Below are 15,256 nucleotides of genomic sequence, written 5' to 3' on the forward strand. Positions count from 1 at the left end.
GTGGGGGCGTGAGTTCGGACACCAGCCCCGTCCCGGGCAACGCCGCCCTCCGGGATCCAGCCCACCAGGTCTCGCCCAAGGCCCCGCTGCTGTGGGCGGCCGGTGCCGGGATCCGGTCGCTGCTCCTGCTCGTCGCCGTCGTGGTCGCTGACCTGTTCTGGATCGACGTGCCCTGGTGGGTCTACCCCCTGTTGGTGGTCGTGCTGATCGCGTACGTCGTGGCGATGCCGCGGGTGCGCTACCGGATCCACCGCTGGGAGAGCACCGACACCGCCGTCTACACCCAGACCGGCTGGCTCAGCCGGGAGCGCCGCATCGCCCCGATGTCGCGCGTGCAGACCGTCGACTTCGAGCAGGGCTGGATCGATCGGCTGCTGGGGTTGGCCAACGTCACGGTCACCACGGCGTCGGCGGCCGGCCCCCTGCAGATCAGCGCCATCGACAAGCCAGTGGCCGACCGGTTGGTCGACGACCTCACCCGTCGTACGGAAGCAGAGGCGGGGGACGCAACATGACCCAGGCCTATCCGCCTGCCCATCCACCACCACCCGAGCCGCCCACGGGATACGTCCCCGACGTGCCCTGGCGCCGGCTCGACCCGCGGATGCTGCTCGTCCACCCGGTGGTCGAGCTGGTGAAGTTCCTGCCCGTGCTGGTCGGCATCTTCGTGCTGGGCAGCAACGGCAACCAGGGCTGGTGGCAGCTCTTCGGCGTGGCCATCCCGATCGGTCTCGGCATCATGCGGTTCCTCACCACGACGTTCCGGATCACGCCCACCCAGATCGAGCTCCAGCGCGGGCTGATCGGCCGCAAGGTGCTGACCGCGCGGCTCGACCGGGTGCGCGCCGTCGAGCTCACCTCGACCCCGATGCACCGCATCCTCGGGCTGGCCAAGGTCGAGGTCGGGACGGCGAGCGGGGCCAAGCAGGACGACGACAAGTTCGCCCTCGACGGACTCCCCCTCGACGAGGCCCGGCACCTGCGGGTGGCCCTGCTGCACCGGGTCGATGTCGCTGCCGGTCCCGATGCGTCATCCGAGTCGTTGCCTCGAGGCCACGATTCGTATGACGCATCGCCGGTGGCCCCGGTCGAGGACGAACAGCTGCTGACGTTCGACCCGGGTTGGGTCCGCTACGCGCCGCTGACCTCCTCGGGCAGCGTGATCGCGGCCGGTGTGATCGCCGCCCTCGGCCAGTTCAGCGACCAGATCGGGTCCCGGCTGTTCAACGATCCGGAGGTCCGGCACACGGTCGAGCACCTGTCCCTCGCGGCTGCCATCCCGTTGGCCCTGGCCGCGTTCCTGGTCCTGGGCGCGGTGTTCTCGGTGCTCGGCTACCTCGTCACCAACTGGGGGTTCAGCCTGGCCCGCGACTCCCGCGGCCGCACCTTCCACGTACGCCGCGGCCTGCTCACCAGCACCGAGACCAGCCTCGAGCGTGAGCGGGTGCGTGGCCTGTCGGTCGACGAGCCGATCGGGCTCCGGCTCGCGCACGCCGGACGGCTCTACGCGATCGTCACCGGGGTCTCGAAGAAGGAGGCCGGCCGGACCCAGCTGGTGCCCCCCGCTCCGCGCGCCGTCATCGACGAGACCGGCATCCGGGTGCTCGAGCAGCCCGAGCCGCTGACCCTCCCGCTGGTCCAGCACGGACCCGCAGCCCGACGGCGTCGATGGACCCGGGCCCTGCTCGGAGCAGTCGTGCTGCCGGTGGTCGCCGTCGTGCTGGTGCTGACCACGCCGGTGCCCGGCTGGGTGGTGCTGCCGGCCCTGGTGGCGCTCCCGGTCGGTGCCGCGCTGGCGGTCGACCGCTACCGACGTCTGGGCCATGGCCTCACCGACCAGCACCTCGTCGTACGCTCCGGCTCGCTGGCCGGCCGCCGCGACATCGTCCAGCGCACCGGCATCATCGGCTGGAACCTCCAGCAGTCCTGGTTCCAGCGCCGTGCCGGGCTGGTCACGCTGGTCGCCACGACCGCCGCCGGCACCCAGGCGTACGCCGCCATCGACGTGCCCGAGCCCCTCGCGATCGCTCTCGCCCACGACGCCGTGCCCGGGCTGGTCGAGCCGTTCCTCGCCTGAGTCCACGTCAGCGGGCGGCGGGGTTCCGACGCTCCAGAAGCCTGGCGAGGGTCGTGGCCTCGATCTCCGGGAAGCGTTCGCGCAACGGAGTGGCGTCGAAGGTCATGTCGCTGGTGTTCATCACCACGGCCGCCCCCGCCTGCCGGGCGAACGCAGGACGCACCCGTCTCGCCAGCACCGACATGGCACGCAGCACGGGCAGCGGGACATGCTTCGCGCCTGCGTTGCCAGGTGCGCGCGCGAGCAGGTGCTCCGCGATCTCGACGAAGCTCAGGTCTTCGGGACCACCGACCGAGAGCTGATCCCCGATCCGGCGATCGCCCTCGACCGCGAGGCAGATGAAGGCGGCGACATCGTCGGCGGAGACGAAGTTGATCGGGTTGCGCCCAGGCCCGAGGACGAGCGCCGGTCCCCCGTGAGCCAGGTTGCCGCCGATGATCTCCATCCAGGTCTCGAGAAAGCTCGTGGCCCGCACCGTTGTGGCGTGGAGTCCAGAGGCGCGTAGGTTCTGTTCGGCGGCGTACTTCATCCGGTGCAGCGACATGGGATGGTCGGGCGCCGCTCCCACGACCGAGACCAGCACGAAGTGAGCCACCCCGCTCCCCTCGGCGGCGGTGACGAGTCGAGCGTTCCCGTCGCGATCGACCGCCGCGGGGCTCGTGCGTGCCGGCCCGGCGAAGCCGTGGACTGCCGAGATGACCGTGTGGCAACCCTCGACGAGCGGCTCCAGGGGGTCCGTACGCAGGTCGCCCACCACCACCTCCACCGAGTCGGGAAGGTGTTCGGCCCGGCCGGGAGCGCGAGTCAGGACCCGGACCGGCTCGTCGCCACGGTCGACGAGCCTCGTCACGACCCTTCGCCCGAGGGTTCCGGTGCCACCGGCCACCAGGATCATGTCGGGTCCGGAGCTACGCCGGCCACGGTCCGGGCCACGAACTCCCCGACCGAGCCGGAATCCGGGTCGACCGGTTCGAGGTAGAACCGCGCTGCCTGGATGAGCGCGTCGTCGACCACGAAGATGATCACTCCGCGCATGCGGTGCGGCGCGCCATCACGTCGGGTGCCGGCCATCTCCCACTCCGACCAGGCGGTGTTGCCGTCGACGACGAGTGCGAGGACTCGTGCAGAGATGTCCGGCACGCCGCCCAGGATCTGGGCCCAGTTGCGGCGTACCTGCTCGGGACCGTGAAAACCGCGCTCCGGGTGGGCCGGCGTCTCGTTGACGTAGTCCGGAGCGAAGCAGGCCACGATCGCGTCGAGGTCGTGGGCGTTCGTCGCGTCCGTCAGCCGCTCGACCAGGTCCCTCGGGTTCGCCGACATGACGCCTCCTCTGGAGATCCCCGCTTTTTATTACAGTAGCATGTATCCAACTGAGCGAGACAGGACAGGGATGGCAGCGACCAAGCGCAGCTATGACTCCAGCAGCCGGCGCAGGCAGGCACAGCGCACCTACGAGGCGGTGCTCGAGTCGGGGAAGCGCCGGTTCCTGGCCGACGGGTACGCCGCGACGACGATCGCCTCGGTGGCGGCCGAGGCCGGGGTCTCGGTCGAGACCGTGTACAAGAGCTTCGGCAGCAAGTCGGGTCTGGTGGCCGCCATCTGGGAACGGGGGCTGGCGGGACGGGGCGAGGTGCCCGCACCCGAGAGGTCGGACCGGATGCAAGCGACCGTGAGCGACCCTCGCGAGATCATTCGCAACTGGGGACGGCTGACCACCGAGGTGGCGCCCGAGGTCGCTCCGATCCTGCTGCTGATCCGGTCCGCTGCGGCCAACGATCCGGACATGACGCGGTTGCTCGCCCAGACCGACCAGCAACGGCTCCAACGGATGCGACGCAACGCCCGCGTCCTGCAAGGCCATCTCCGACCGGGAGTCACAGCGGCCCAGGCGGCCGAGGTCATGTGGACCTTCAGCTCGCCGGACCTCTACGACCTGTTGGTCGAGCGTCGCGGCTGGTCGATCCGACGCTACGGACGGTTCGTCACCGACAGCATGCTGGCAGCGCTGCTCCCGTGATTCGCTCGCGGGGAAGGGCGAGCGCCTGAGCGGCAGGCGACGTCACCTCTCGCGACCACTGGCGGCGAGCACCTTGCGCAACGCGCTCGCCAGGACGTCGGCCTCGCGCACGGTGAGATGGTCGGCGAACTCGCGACGTACCGCGGCGAGGTAGGTCGGTGCCGCCTTGCGCAGCGCCGTCCGACCGGCCGGGGTGAGGGCCGCGAAGGCGGACCGTCCGTCGTCCGGGTTGGGGTCCCGCGCCACCAGCCCGGCCCGCACCAGCTCGTCGACGACCCGGCTCACGCGGGTGCGGCTCACGGCTGCGACCGAGCCGAGCTGACCCATGGTGAGTCGCCGCTCAGGCGCGGCATTGAGCTCGAGCAGGACGTCGTACCACGTCAGCGGCAGCCCATGGGCCTCCTGCAGCTCACGGTCGAGCAGCGGCACCAGTGCCGCGTGCACCTTGAGCAGGGCACCCCACGTGTCGGCAACGTCTTCGGGCATGTCTCGAAACTAGCAGGTCTTGTGCGTGCGCACACACTTTGCTATAACTATGTGCGTACGCACGTAAATACTCCGGAAGGCCGAACCATGAACAAGTTGCTGCACATCTCCGCCTCCCCCCGCGGGCCGCGCTCCGAGTCCCTCGCCATCGCGGCGACCTTCCTCGACGAGCTGCGCGCGATCCGTCCCGACGTCACGGTCGAGCACTGGGACCTCTGGGACGGCACCCTCCCCGAGTTCGGCCCGCCCGCCGCCGCGGCCAAGATGGCGATCTTCGGCGGCGCCGACCCCGAGGGGGACGAGGCCACCGCCTGGCGCGCCGCTCGCGACACCTTCGAGCGTTTCGACTTTGCCGACCACTACCTGTTCACCGTGCCGATGTGGAACGCGTCGGTGCCCTACATCCTCAAGCAGCTCATCGACGTCATCAGCCAGCCCGGCATGATCTTCGGCTTCGACCCCAGCACCGGTTACACCGGCCTGCTGCAGAACAAGCGGGCAGCCGTCATCTACACCGGCGCCGTCTACGGTCCCGACCGCGGCCCGGGCTTCGGCAACGACTTCCAGCAGCCGTACTTCGAGGACTGGCTCCGCTGGGCCGGCGTCGACGACATCCGCAGCATCGAGTTCCGCCCCAACCTGGCCACCGCCGATCCGGAGCCTGGACGCCGTGCCGCGCACCTGCGTGCCACCGAGGTCGCCCGCGGCTTCCTGTCCCCTGGTGAGCCGACCCTTCTTGCGGGGTGACATCGCGAGCCTTGGCGGACCGGGTCAACCGTCGCCCGGGGCGAAGAACGTCCCTCAGCCGGGTCCAGCACGCCCACCTCCGGCGCCGACCCGACGCGGTGCGCTCCGCCGGCTGACCGCCACGGTGAGCACGATGGGGGGATGTTCTTCTGGTGTCGCGAGGCGCCATCATGATGGACGTGCCGCTAGCCCGGGCACTCGTTGCGGGCGATTGGGGAGCCGATGGGCAAGGCGCTGCTTCAGCTGCTACCGCTGGCCCTCGCGTCTGCCCTGAGCACGGTCACCATCAGCGCGACGATCTTCTTCCTGCTCTCGAAGACCCGCACCCGCTCCGGACTGGCCTTCCTGACCGGCACGGTGATCGGTACGTTCGCCGCCGTCACCTTGGCAGCCGTCGCCGGGCAGGCACTGCCGGGACGACCCCGCCATCACCATGACGCGGTCGGGAAGCTCGAGGTGGTGTTGGGCATCGCGATGGTGGTGCTGGGGCTGGTGAGCCTCGCGCGTCGACACCGGGTGGTGAACAGCGCGCGGAGGCCGGGCTGGCTGCACGGCATCAGCGACGTCGGGCCGGTGCCCGTGTTCGGTATAGGTCTGGCGCTGAATCTACGTCCGAAGGCCGTGCTCCTGGCTGCCGCCGCCGGTCTGGTCGTCAGCGACGCGAACCTCGCCGTCGACAAGAATCTCGCGCTGCTGCTCCTCTACACCGTGGTCGCCACCTCCACAGTGGGATTTCTCGTGGTGGGGACGACCCTCTCCGCGCGCCGGATGGAGCCACGCCTCGTCTCGGTGAACGCCTGGATGAGTACGCACTCGAGGGTCATCAGCGCCACGATCATGATCATGGTCGGCGTGTTCGTGGCCGCACTCGGCCTGACGGGTTGAGACCGGCGATCGGCAGGTCTGGCGGGCGGCGTCAGGTCTCGGTGGTGAGCCCGCCGTCCACGACGAAGTCCGACCCGGTGACGTTGCCGGTGGCGCGATCACTGGCGAGCATCACCACGAGCGCGGCGACCTCGTCGGGACGGGTGAAGCGCCCGGTGACGGACATGTCCGCGGCCTCCTGGGCGACCGTCTCGGGGGTGCGGCCACTGGCCCGGCCGACCTCCTCGGCCACGCCGGACGTGCCCAGCCACAGGTCGGTCGCGACCGGGCCCGGGCTCACCGTGTTCACGCGGATCCCGCTGGGACCGACCTCCTTGGACAACGCCTTGCAGAAGTTGGTGAGCGCTCCCTTGGCTGCGCTGTAGTCGATCACGCCGGGGTCGGGCAGGAAGGCGTTCACCGAGCTGGTCGTCACGATCACGCCGCGGCCGGCGGCGAGCATCGCCGGCAGAGCGGCTCGAGTGGTCCGTACGGCGGCCATCAGGTTGAGGTTGATCGAGTGCAGCCACTGGTCGTCGGTGACCATCAGGAAGCCGTTGAGCCTCGGGGAGACCTGGCCGACGTTGTTGACCAGGATGTCCACGCCACCGCCCTTCAGCGCGACCGCGACCAGCTCGGCCGGGCCCGCAGCAGTGCTGAGGTCCACCAGCACCGGCTGCACGCTTCCCTGCTCGGCCAGCTCGTCCAGCTGCTCGCTCGACTCGCGAGCCCCGGCGAACACCCGGACACCCTCGGCCACCAGCGCCCGGGTGATGGCCAGGCCGATGCCCTTGCTGGCGCCGGTGACGACGGCGACGCGGCCGTCGAGTCCCAGGTCCATGGTCTGTCCCAGCCCCTCAGAGGTCCTGCACCTTCAGCCAGTCGAGGACGGCGTCGGCGACGTCCTTCCACCCGCTGTCCACGGTGAGCGAGTGACCGCGGCCCTCGAACTGGCGCAGCTCGGTGACTGCGGTGGAGTCGCGGTACTGCTTGAAGGTCGAGCGGGTCACCACGTCGGGCACCGTGTGGTCCTTGGTCCCGGAGATCAGCAGGAGCGGGCCGCGTGCGGAGTTCTTGGTGTCGACCTTGGCCTCCGAGTGCAGGGCGAAGTTCGCGGCCGCGGCCTGGAACAGGGGTCGGGCCGGCGAGGGGATCGTCCACTGGTCGTAGAGGGCGTCGGACTCCTCCTCGGACAGGGCGTTGCCGAAGCCGTAGCGGAACTCCTCCTTGGTGAGCGACACCGACTTGTGCAGGTTGGCCGGATTGCCGAGGGCGGGCAGTCCGGAACGCAGCTGGGAGAGGGGCAGCGGCAGGACACCCTTGATCTGGGCTGGGTCGATGGCCACACCAGCGGCGCCAATTCCCTGGCCGAGCAGCTTCTCGGTGATCAGGCCGCCGAAGGAGTGTCCGATGACCACTGGCGGACGCCCGAGCCCGGCGATCAGCTCGGTGTAGTGGGCGACGGCGTCGTCGATGCTGGTGTTCGCCACCAGATCGGGGTGCTCGCGGGCCGCGGCCACGGTGTCCGGCTCGTGGGGCCAGCCGGGCGCGGTCGGCTCGTAGCCGGCCTCGCGGAACAGCTCGACCCACGGGGCCCAGCTCGTGGCGTGCAGCCACAGGCCGTGGATGAAGACGACGGGTGTGCCGGGTGCGGTCATGACGACTCCTCGATGGTGCTGACGTGGGGGTTGGCCCGAGTGCTCCTACGTCGAGACAACACCTGGGTCGGCACCGGCGTCCAAGACCCATCCGGTCGTGATCGATAACCACGCTGGTCGGGACCGGATGGATCGCACTACCGTGACGGCGGGGAAGGGCGGTCTGGATGGACCTCGACATTCGGCTGGTGAGGTACTTCGTCGCGGTCGCCGACGAGCTGCACTTCGGCCGCGCCGCCGCCAAGCTCTACATCAGCCAGCCCGCACTCTCCAAGCAGATCCGCAAGCTCGAGAGCGAGGTCGGCACCCAGCTGCTCGTCCGCGACAGTCGGCACGTCGAGCTCACCGCCCGGGGCGAGCACTTCCTCGTGGATGCGCGTCAGCTGCTCGCCCTCGCCGACCGGATGCGACGACCTCCAGAGACCAACACCGTGCGCTTCGCGCACATCTTCGAGCTCGACACGAGCCGGCAGGTCGCCGACGCCTTCTCCCGTGAGTACGCCGACGTACAGCTCATCGAGCGCTCGATGGACAGCGCCAGGCAGCTCGACGCGCTCCTGTCCGAGCAGCTCGACGTGGCCGTCCTGCGCGTCACCCCGAAGATGCTGGCCGAGCGCCCGACCGGCTGGCAGCGACGGCTGCTGCGCCTCGAGCCGATGTGGCTGGTGGGTCGGCCCGGTGACGAGCCACGCGACTCGGTCTCGCTGCACGAGCGACCGGTCGAGGTCTTCGCCGACACCGCGGAGTCGGGTCTCTACAACGTGCACGGCGAATACCTCGCCGCCTTCGAGCGGGAGACCCGCGTCGCGCTCCGGTGGCTCGGCAACCCGGGGACGTTCCAGCACTGCCTCGCCGCGGTACGGCGCGCGCGCGACTCGGCGTTCACGATGGAGTTCGAGAGCTATGCCAAGCGGTACGCCGAGGCGGGTATCCCCGCCCATCGGCCGATGGAGCTCCAGCCGGCGTACCCGTGGTGGGTGGCGTGGCGTGAGGACAACGCGTCTGAGGCGACCGCCGCCTTCGTGACCAGCGCGCAGGAGCTCTCCGAGAGGAACGGCTGGCTCCAGCCGTCCGTCGGAGGGACGCCGCTGTGGCTCCCGGCCGGGGACCCGGGTGTCCTCGAGCAACGGTCCAGCTGAACAGGGCTTGCCAGCGAACGAGAACTCGTTCTAGATTGGACAGGTGTCCAGTCAGGTGTCTAGCATGCCCCGGCGTGAGCTTCATCCTCGTCAGGGCGACACCCTCGACCGGCTGCTCGAAGCGGCACGCAGCGAGCTCGACGAGGTCGGGCACGAAGTCCTGACGATCCGCACCGTCGCGTCCAGGGCTGGGGTGTCGTCGGCCACGGCGTACAACTACTTCGCCTCGCGCGACCATCTGTTCGCGGAGCTGTTCTGGCGTCATCTCACCGACTCCGAGCTGCCGCGGCTGACCGGGCGGAGCAGTACTCGTCGGCTGCAGCAGACGACGCGACACCTCGCCGAGACCATCGCCAGCGCCCCGGCGCTCGCCGCCGCCGCGACGAAGGCCCTCCTGGGGACCGACCCTGCGGTGGGCGACCTGCGACTGCGGGTCGGCGCCGTCTTCGCCGATCGGTTCCGGACCGCGATCGGGGACCCGGTGCAGCCCCAGGTCCTCGAGGCGCTGCTCTTCGCCTTCTCCGGGGCGCTCCTGCAGACGGGCATGGGGCTGTTCACCTATCCCGAGCTCGCCGACCGGCTCGACGACGTCGTCGCGGTCGTGATGAGGGGGAACCCGTGACGCTCGTCTTCGATCCCTACGACTACGCCCTGCAGGACGACCCCTACCCGGTCTACAAGCGGCTGCGCGACGAGGCGCCGCTGTTCCACAACGAGGAGCACGACTTCTGGGTGCTGTCCCGGCACGCCGACCTGCACAGGGCCGTGCGCACCGACGGCATCTACTCCAACGAGATGGGGGTCTCGCTGGACCCGAGCGCCTGGACGCCGTACGCGCACCAGACGATGTCGTTCCTCGCGATGGACCCGCCGCGACAGACCCGGCTGCGCAAGCTGGTCTCCAAGGGCTTCACCCCCAAGCGGGTGGCCGAGCTGGAGCCGTCGATCCAGCGGATCACCGACCACTACCTCGACCAGGTGATGGAGTCGGGCTCCTTCGACTGGATCGGCGCCTTCGCCGGCAAGCTGCCGATGGACGTGATCTCGGAGATGCTCGGGGTGCCGGAGGCCGACCGTGACGAGGTACGCCGGCTCGCGGATCTCCTCGTCCATCGCGAGCCGGGACTGCGCGACGTACCCCCCGAAGGCATCGAGGCCGCGATGACGCTGTTCGGCTATTACGCCGATCTCCTCGCCGAGCGTAAGCGGCGGCCGGCCGACGACCTCACCTCTGCCTTGCTCGCGGCCGAGGATGGCGACGACCGGATGAGCGACCAGGAGATCATCGCGTTCCTGTTCCTGATGGTCGTGGCCGGCAACGAGACCACCACCAAGCTGTTGGGCAACGCGATGTTCCACCTGACCGCCAGCCCCGAGCAGCGCGACCAGGTCTTCGCCGGCGAGGAGGACCTCGTCGACCGCTGGATCGAGGAGACGCTGCGCCACGACACCTCGACCCAGCTGCTCGCGCGCCACCTGCGCGACGACCTGACCCTGCACGGCGTGACCGCCCCCCAGGGTTCGAAGCTGCTGTTCTGCCTGGGCGCCGCCAACCGCGACGACCGGGTCTTCAGTGATCCCGACCGGTTCGACGTGCACCGCGACGAGGACGAGCTGCGCCAGATCCTCAGCTTCGGCGGCGGTCGCCACTTCTGCCTGGGCGCCAACCTGGCCCGGCTCGAGTCGCGGGTCGCGCTTCGCTCGCTCGTGTCCCGCGCCGTCTCCGCCGACGCCGACCACGCCTCAGCGGTGCGGTTCTACTCGGCCAACGTGCGCGGCTTCGCGAGCCTGCCCGTGCAGGTGGAGTCCCGATGAGCAAGTACGACCAGCCCCCTCGTCGGCCCGCCGTCGTCACCGGCGCCTCGTCCGGGATCGGCGCTGCCACCGCGCTCGTGCTCGGCGCGCAGGGGTTCCCCGTCGCGCTGGGCGCTCGTCGCACCGAGAAGTGCGCGGAAGTGGCAGCGCAGATCCGTGAGAACGGCGGCGAGGCCGTCGTACACCCGCTCGACCTGACCGACGACGGCTCGGTCGCCGACTTCGCGACGTCCGTGGCCGCCGACCTCGGTGACGTCGAGGTGGTGGTCTCCAACGCCGGGTCGGTCGGCCCGGGTGTGATCCACGAGGTCGACACCGAGCGGATGCGCAGCGAGCTCGACGTCAACCTGCTCGGCGCCCACCGGCTGGTGCGGGCGTTCGTACCCGAGATGGTCGAGCGGCGACGCGGTGACCTGGTGTTCGTGTCCTCCGACGTGGCGGTGCGGCCACGGCCGTTCATGGCGGCGTACGCCGCGAGCAAGTGGGGACTCGAAGGGCTGGCCCAGTCGATGCAGATGGAGCTCGAGGGCACGGGCGTGCGCGCCAGCATCGTGCGACCGGGCCCGACCTGGAGCGAGATGGGCAGCACCTGGGACGACCAGGACGCTGCCGACGTGCTCAACCAGTGGGTGCGCTTCGGGCTCGCCCGGCACCCGCACTTCCTGAAGCCGTCCGCGATCGCGAACGCCATCGCCGCCATCGTGTCGGCACCGCGCGGCGTGCACCTGAACCTGGTCGAAGTGACCCCCGAGGCCCCCGTGGAGGACCAGTGACGATCACCGAGGTCTCGCGCCTCAACCCCGACGACCCGCACGGCCACCTGCAGGAGCTGCGGACCGACCCGATCGGGCTGCTGCACCGCGTGCGCGAGGAGTGCGGCGACATCGGCAGCTTCCGACTGGCCGACCGCGACGTCGTACTGGTCTCGGGTGCCGAGGCCAACGAGCAGTTCTTCCGGGCGCCCGACAGCACGCTCGACCAGGCCGCGGCGTACCCGTTCATGACGCCGATCTTCGGCAAGGGCGTGGTCTTCGACGCCACCCCGGAGGAACGCCAGCAGATGCTGAAGAACCAGGCGCTGCGCGGCGACATGATGCGCGGGCACGCGACCACCATCGAGAACGAGATCCGCCGCATGGTCGGCAGCTGGGGCGAGGAGGGCGAGATCGACCTGCTCGACTGGTTCGCCGAGCTGACCATCTACACCACCTCGGCCTGCCTGGTCGGCACGCCGTTCCGTGAGGAGCTCGACGCCTCCTTCGCGCAGCACTACCACGACCTCGAGCGCGGGACCGACGCGCTGGCCTACGTCGACCCGTACGCTGACATCGAGTCCTTCCGCCGGCGCGACTCAGCGCGCGAGAAGCTGGTCGAGCTGGTCCAGGCGATCATCGACAGGCGCAAGATCAGGGGCACTGTCCCTCGCGACGAGCGCGACCTGCTCGACGTCCTCATCTCCATCGACCTGTCGGCCGACTACATCACCGGCATCTTCATCTCGATGATGTTCGCCGGCCACCACACCTCCTCGGGCACGGCTGCGTGGGCACTGATCGAGCTGCTGCGCCACCCCGAGGTGCTCGAGGACGTGGTCACCGAGCTCGACGATCTCTACTCCGACGGCAGCGAGGTCTCCTTCCAGGCGCTGCGCTCGATCCCGCGCCTGGAGTCCGCGCTCAAGGAGACGCTGCGGCTGCACCCGCCACTGATCATCCTGCTGCGCCTCGTGCAGGAGGAGGTCGAGCTCGCCGGCCACACCATCGCGGCGGGCACGATGGTGGCCGCGTCGCCACGGGTCTCCAACCGCATCGCCGAGGACTTCCCCGAGCCCGGGCTCTTCGATCCCGGCCGGTACGTCGACCCGCGCCAGGAGGACCTCCAGAACCGCTGGACCTGGATCCCGTTCGGCGCCGGACGACACCGCTGCGTCGGCAACGCCTTCGCGATGATGCAGCTCAAGGCGATCTTCTCCGTAATCCTGCGCGACTACGAGTTCGAGCTCGCCCAGCCCAGCGAGAGCTACCGCGACGACTGCTCGAAGATGGTGATCCAGCTCGAGCAGCCGTGCCGGGTGAAGTATCGGCGGCGATCGCGATGAGGGCGGTCGCCGACCTGGACCTGTGCCAGGCACACCAGATGTGCCAGACCGAGGCGCCGGACGTCTTCGGCTTCGACGAGGCGACCGACCAGGTCGTCGTACTCATCGACCAGCCGGCGGAGTCGCAGCGCGACGAGGTGCTGGCCGCCGTGCGCTACTGCCCGGCGATGGCGCTCTCAGTGGAGGAGGACTGATGGACCGCGCGCAGATGGAGGCGTTCTGGAGCCAGTGGCTCGCGGACAACCGGGAGGCGGAGCGACGCCGGGACTGGGGGATCCTCGCCGAGCACTACGCCGAGGACGCGACCTACGGGTGGATGTACACCCCCGACGAGCACTTCATGGCGATGGGCCGCGAGGAGATCCGCACCCTCGCGCTCGGCAACGAGATGGCCGGGCTCGACGGCTGGCACTACGACTACGCCGCGACCGTGCTGGACGACTCCAACGGCATGGTGATCGGCTTCTGGAAGCAGCGGGCCGGCATCGAGGACGAGTCGACCGGCAAGGAGTACGAGATCCTCGGCATCGGCGGCTCGTGGTTCGGGCTGGTCGAGAGCGCTGACCGTGTCGAGATCGGCTGGCAGCGCGACTGGTTCGACCTCGGCTCGACCGCCCACACCTTCCTGGCGCTGGCCGGCTCCGGCAAGGCACCGCAGACCCTGCTGGACCGGATGGGGCTGCACGGTCCGTCGCAGCCGGGTCACTACACCCGCGCCGAGCTGCCCTCGACGATCTGGCCGCCGGTGGTGGGCGATGACTGAGCGGGCGCGCCTCCTGATCGACGGCGCGCTGGTCGAGGCGAGCACCGGAGCGACGTACCCGATCCTCAACCCGGCCACGGGCGAGGAGATCGGCGTCGCACCCGATGCCAGCGCCGACGACGTCGATGCGGCGATCGCGGCCGCACGTCGCGCCTTCGACCGCACCGACTGGTCGACCGACCTCGAGCTGCGCGTGCGCTGCGTGCGCCAGCTGCACCAGGCGCTCGTCGACCACGGCGACGACATGCGCGCGCTCACCACCGCCGAAGCAGGGGCTCCTGCGTTCCTCACCTCCGGCCCGCAGTACGACGTACCGGTGGCCGGGCTCGCCTGGACGGCCGACCTGGCCGAGCGCTACGAGTGGGAGACCGACCTCGGCGTCGCCGAGCCGATGGGCATCCCGACCCGTCGGACCGTCCGGCGCGAGGCGATCGGGGTGGTCGCGGCGATCACGCCGTGGAACTTCCCCAACCAGATCAACCTCGCCAAGGTCGGGCCGGCGCTGCTGGCCGGCAACACCGTGGTGCTCAAGCCCGCTCCCGACACCCCGTGGGTGGCGGCCGAGCTCGGTCGGCTCGCCGCGGAGCAGACCGACCTGCCACCCGGCGTGCTCAACGTGGTGACGCCGCGCGACAACGGCGTCGCGGCCGTGCTCGCGACCGACCCGCGCGTCGACCTGGTCTCGTTCACCGGCTCCACCGCGACCGGCCGCGCCATCATGGCGGCCGCCGCACCGACGCTGAAGAAGGTGTTCCTCGAGCTCGGCGGCAAGTCGGCCGCGATCGTCCTCGACGACGCCGATCTCGGCGCCGCCGTCGGGACCGCCGCGTTCTCGGTCTGTGTGCACGCCGGCCAGGGCTGCGCCCTGACCACGCGCCTGGTGGTGCCCCGCGAGCGGTACGACGAGGCGGTCGAGGTGGCCGCCACGACGATGTCCTCGATCGGGGCCAAGGACCCGACCGACTCCGGCACGATCTGCGGGCCGGTGATCAACCAGGCGCAGCGGGACCGGATCGCCCGCTACCTCGCGCTCGCCGAGGATGAGGGCGGGACGTTCGCCACCGGCGGTTCGATCATCGAACAGGACGGTTTCTGGGTCGAGCCGACCCTGGTCACCGGGCTCTCGAACGACTCCCGGGTGGCGCGGGAGGAGATCTTCGGACCCGTGCTCGTCGTACTCCCCCACGACGGGGACGACGACGCGATACGCATCGCCAACGACTCCGACTACGGCCTGTCCGGTTCGGTCGACAGCGGCTCCCCGGAACGGGCACGAGCCGTCGCCAACCGGATCCGCACCGGCACCCTCGCCGTCAACGGCGGGGTGTGGTTCGCGCCGGACGCGCCGTTCGGCGGCTACAAGCAGTCCGGCATCGGCCGGGAGATGGGCGTGGCCGGATTCGAGGAGTACCTCGAGACCAAGACCATTGCTGAGGCCGTCCGTGACTGAGCTCGCGAAGGCACGGAGCACGGCCCAGGTTGAGGAGCGTCGACCCAGGGCCGAGCGCAGCGAGGGACTGGGCGACGCGTCTCGAAACCCGGTGAGACGCAAAGCAGCCGGAGGGACGGCATCGCGTGGTTCCGAGACGCTC

18 protein-coding genes are annotated in these 15,256 nt (G+C 70.1%); 13 read left to right on the forward strand and 5 right to left on the reverse strand.

Annotated features, from left to right (window positions below; all coding sequences use genetic code 11):
- Positions 1-8 precede the first annotated feature (8 nt).
- On the forward strand, positions 9-515 hold the full coding sequence (locus H976_RS30610; protein WP_027861030.1) for a PH domain-containing protein: 507 nt from the start codon (positions 9-11) through the stop codon (positions 513-515).
- The gene (locus H976_RS0107475; protein ID WP_081682739.1) at positions 512-2,077 is read left to right on the forward strand and encodes a PH domain-containing protein; all 1,566 of its coding nucleotides are present in this window, start codon (positions 512-514) and stop codon (positions 2,075-2,077) included. The genes H976_RS30610 and H976_RS0107475 overlap by 4 nt, the downstream gene beginning before the upstream one ends.
- Before the next feature lie 7 nt (positions 2,078-2,084).
- On the opposite strand, the gene H976_RS25110 is transcribed toward H976_RS0107475, so the two are convergent.
- Together H976_RS25110 and H976_RS25115 are read right to left on the reverse strand one after the other, a co-directional pair.
- On the reverse strand, positions 2,085-2,972 hold the full coding sequence (locus tag H976_RS25110; RefSeq protein ID WP_051276412.1) for an SDR family oxidoreductase: 888 nt from the start codon (positions 2,970-2,972) through the stop codon (positions 2,085-2,087).
- Positions 2,969-3,397 (reverse strand): nuclear transport factor 2 family protein, encoded by a 429-nt coding sequence (locus H976_RS25115; protein ID WP_051276414.1) that lies wholly within the window; start codon positions 3,395-3,397, stop codon positions 2,969-2,971. The genes H976_RS25110 and H976_RS25115 overlap by 4 nt, the downstream gene beginning before the upstream one ends.
- Positions 3,398-3,467: 70 nt before the next feature.
- On the opposite strand from H976_RS25115, the gene H976_RS0107490 reads away from it, so the two are divergent.
- On the forward strand, positions 3,468-4,094 hold the full coding sequence (locus H976_RS0107490; protein WP_027861032.1) for a TetR/AcrR family transcriptional regulator: 627 nt from the start codon (positions 3,468-3,470) through the stop codon (positions 4,092-4,094).
- A gap of 42 nt (positions 4,095-4,136) precedes the next feature.
- On the opposite strand, the gene H976_RS0107495 is transcribed toward H976_RS0107490, so the two are convergent.
- Positions 4,137-4,580, reverse strand: a complete 444-nt coding sequence (locus H976_RS0107495) for a MarR family winged helix-turn-helix transcriptional regulator (RefSeq protein ID WP_027861033.1) — start codon at positions 4,578-4,580, stop codon at positions 4,137-4,139.
- A gap of 87 nt (positions 4,581-4,667) precedes the next feature.
- Between H976_RS0107495 and H976_RS0107500 the strand changes: the two genes are divergently transcribed.
- Both H976_RS0107500 and H976_RS0107505 read left to right on the forward strand, forming a co-directional pair.
- On the forward strand, positions 4,668-5,327 hold the full coding sequence (locus H976_RS0107500) for an FMN-dependent NADH-azoreductase (RefSeq protein WP_027861034.1): 660 nt from the start codon (positions 4,668-4,670) through the stop codon (positions 5,325-5,327).
- A gap of 222 nt (positions 5,328-5,549) precedes the next feature.
- Positions 5,550-6,212 (forward strand): GAP family protein, encoded by a 663-nt coding sequence (locus tag H976_RS0107505; protein WP_027861035.1) that lies wholly within the window; start codon positions 5,550-5,552, stop codon positions 6,210-6,212.
- 31 nt (positions 6,213-6,243) lie between these two features.
- Here the strand turns inward: H976_RS0107505 and H976_RS0107510 are convergent, their stop codons facing one another.
- Positions 6,244-7,032, reverse strand: coding sequence for an SDR family NAD(P)-dependent oxidoreductase (locus H976_RS0107510; protein WP_027861036.1), 789 nt, complete (start codon positions 7,030-7,032; stop codon positions 6,244-6,246).
- A 16-nt stretch (positions 7,033-7,048) separates the two neighbouring features.
- A complete protein-coding gene (locus H976_RS0107515; protein ID WP_027861037.1) occupies positions 7,049-7,849 on the reverse strand; it encodes an alpha/beta hydrolase in 801 nt (266 codons plus the stop codon).
- A gap of 167 nt (positions 7,850-8,016) precedes the next feature.
- Here H976_RS0107515 and H976_RS25120 point away from each other — a divergent pair, with 167 nt between their 5' ends.
- The 8 genes from H976_RS25120 (at position 8,017) to H976_RS0107555 (ending at position 15,114) form a co-directional block, all read left to right on the forward strand.
- Positions 8,017-8,988 carry a LysR family transcriptional regulator gene (locus tag H976_RS25120; protein WP_051276416.1) on the forward strand — a complete coding sequence of 324 codons (972 nt, stop codon included), beginning with the start codon at positions 8,017-8,019 and terminating at the stop codon, positions 8,986-8,988.
- A gap of 64 nt (positions 8,989-9,052) precedes the next feature.
- Complete coding sequence (locus H976_RS0107525; protein ID WP_036225205.1) at positions 9,053-9,610, forward strand: TetR/AcrR family transcriptional regulator; 558 nt, start codon at positions 9,053-9,055, stop codon at positions 9,608-9,610.
- Positions 9,607-10,803, forward strand: a complete 1,197-nt coding sequence (locus tag H976_RS0107530) for a cytochrome P450 (protein WP_027861039.1) — start codon at positions 9,607-9,609, stop codon at positions 10,801-10,803. The genes H976_RS0107525 and H976_RS0107530 overlap by 4 nt, the downstream gene beginning before the upstream one ends.
- On the forward strand, positions 10,800-11,576 hold the full coding sequence (locus H976_RS0107535; RefSeq protein WP_027861040.1) for an SDR family oxidoreductase: 777 nt from the start codon (positions 10,800-10,802) through the stop codon (positions 11,574-11,576). Before H976_RS0107530 ends, H976_RS0107535 begins: the two co-directional genes overlap by 4 nt.
- Positions 11,573-12,901, forward strand: coding sequence for a cytochrome P450 (locus H976_RS0107540; protein WP_027861041.1), 1,329 nt, complete (start codon positions 11,573-11,575; stop codon positions 12,899-12,901). The genes H976_RS0107535 and H976_RS0107540 overlap by 4 nt, the downstream gene beginning before the upstream one ends.
- Entirely contained in the window at positions 12,898-13,095 is a 198-nt protein-coding gene (locus H976_RS0107545; RefSeq protein WP_027861042.1) for a ferredoxin, read from the forward strand. Before H976_RS0107540 ends, H976_RS0107545 begins: the two co-directional genes overlap by 4 nt.
- Positions 13,095-13,664 (forward strand): hypothetical protein, encoded by a 570-nt coding sequence (locus H976_RS0107550; protein ID WP_036225209.1) that lies wholly within the window; start codon positions 13,095-13,097, stop codon positions 13,662-13,664. Before H976_RS0107545 ends, H976_RS0107550 begins: the two co-directional genes overlap by 1 nt.
- Positions 13,657-15,114: an aldehyde dehydrogenase gene (locus H976_RS0107555; RefSeq protein WP_027861044.1), complete on the forward strand. Its 1,458-nt coding sequence runs from the start codon at positions 13,657-13,659 to the stop codon at positions 15,112-15,114. The genes H976_RS0107550 and H976_RS0107555 overlap by 8 nt, the downstream gene beginning before the upstream one ends.
- Positions 15,115-15,256: the final 142 nt, after the last annotated feature.

Source organism: Marmoricola sp. URHB0036, from assembly GCF_000426045.1.
In the GTDB taxonomy this organism is placed as follows: domain Bacteria; phylum Actinomycetota; class Actinomycetes; order Propionibacteriales; family Nocardioidaceae; genus Marmoricola.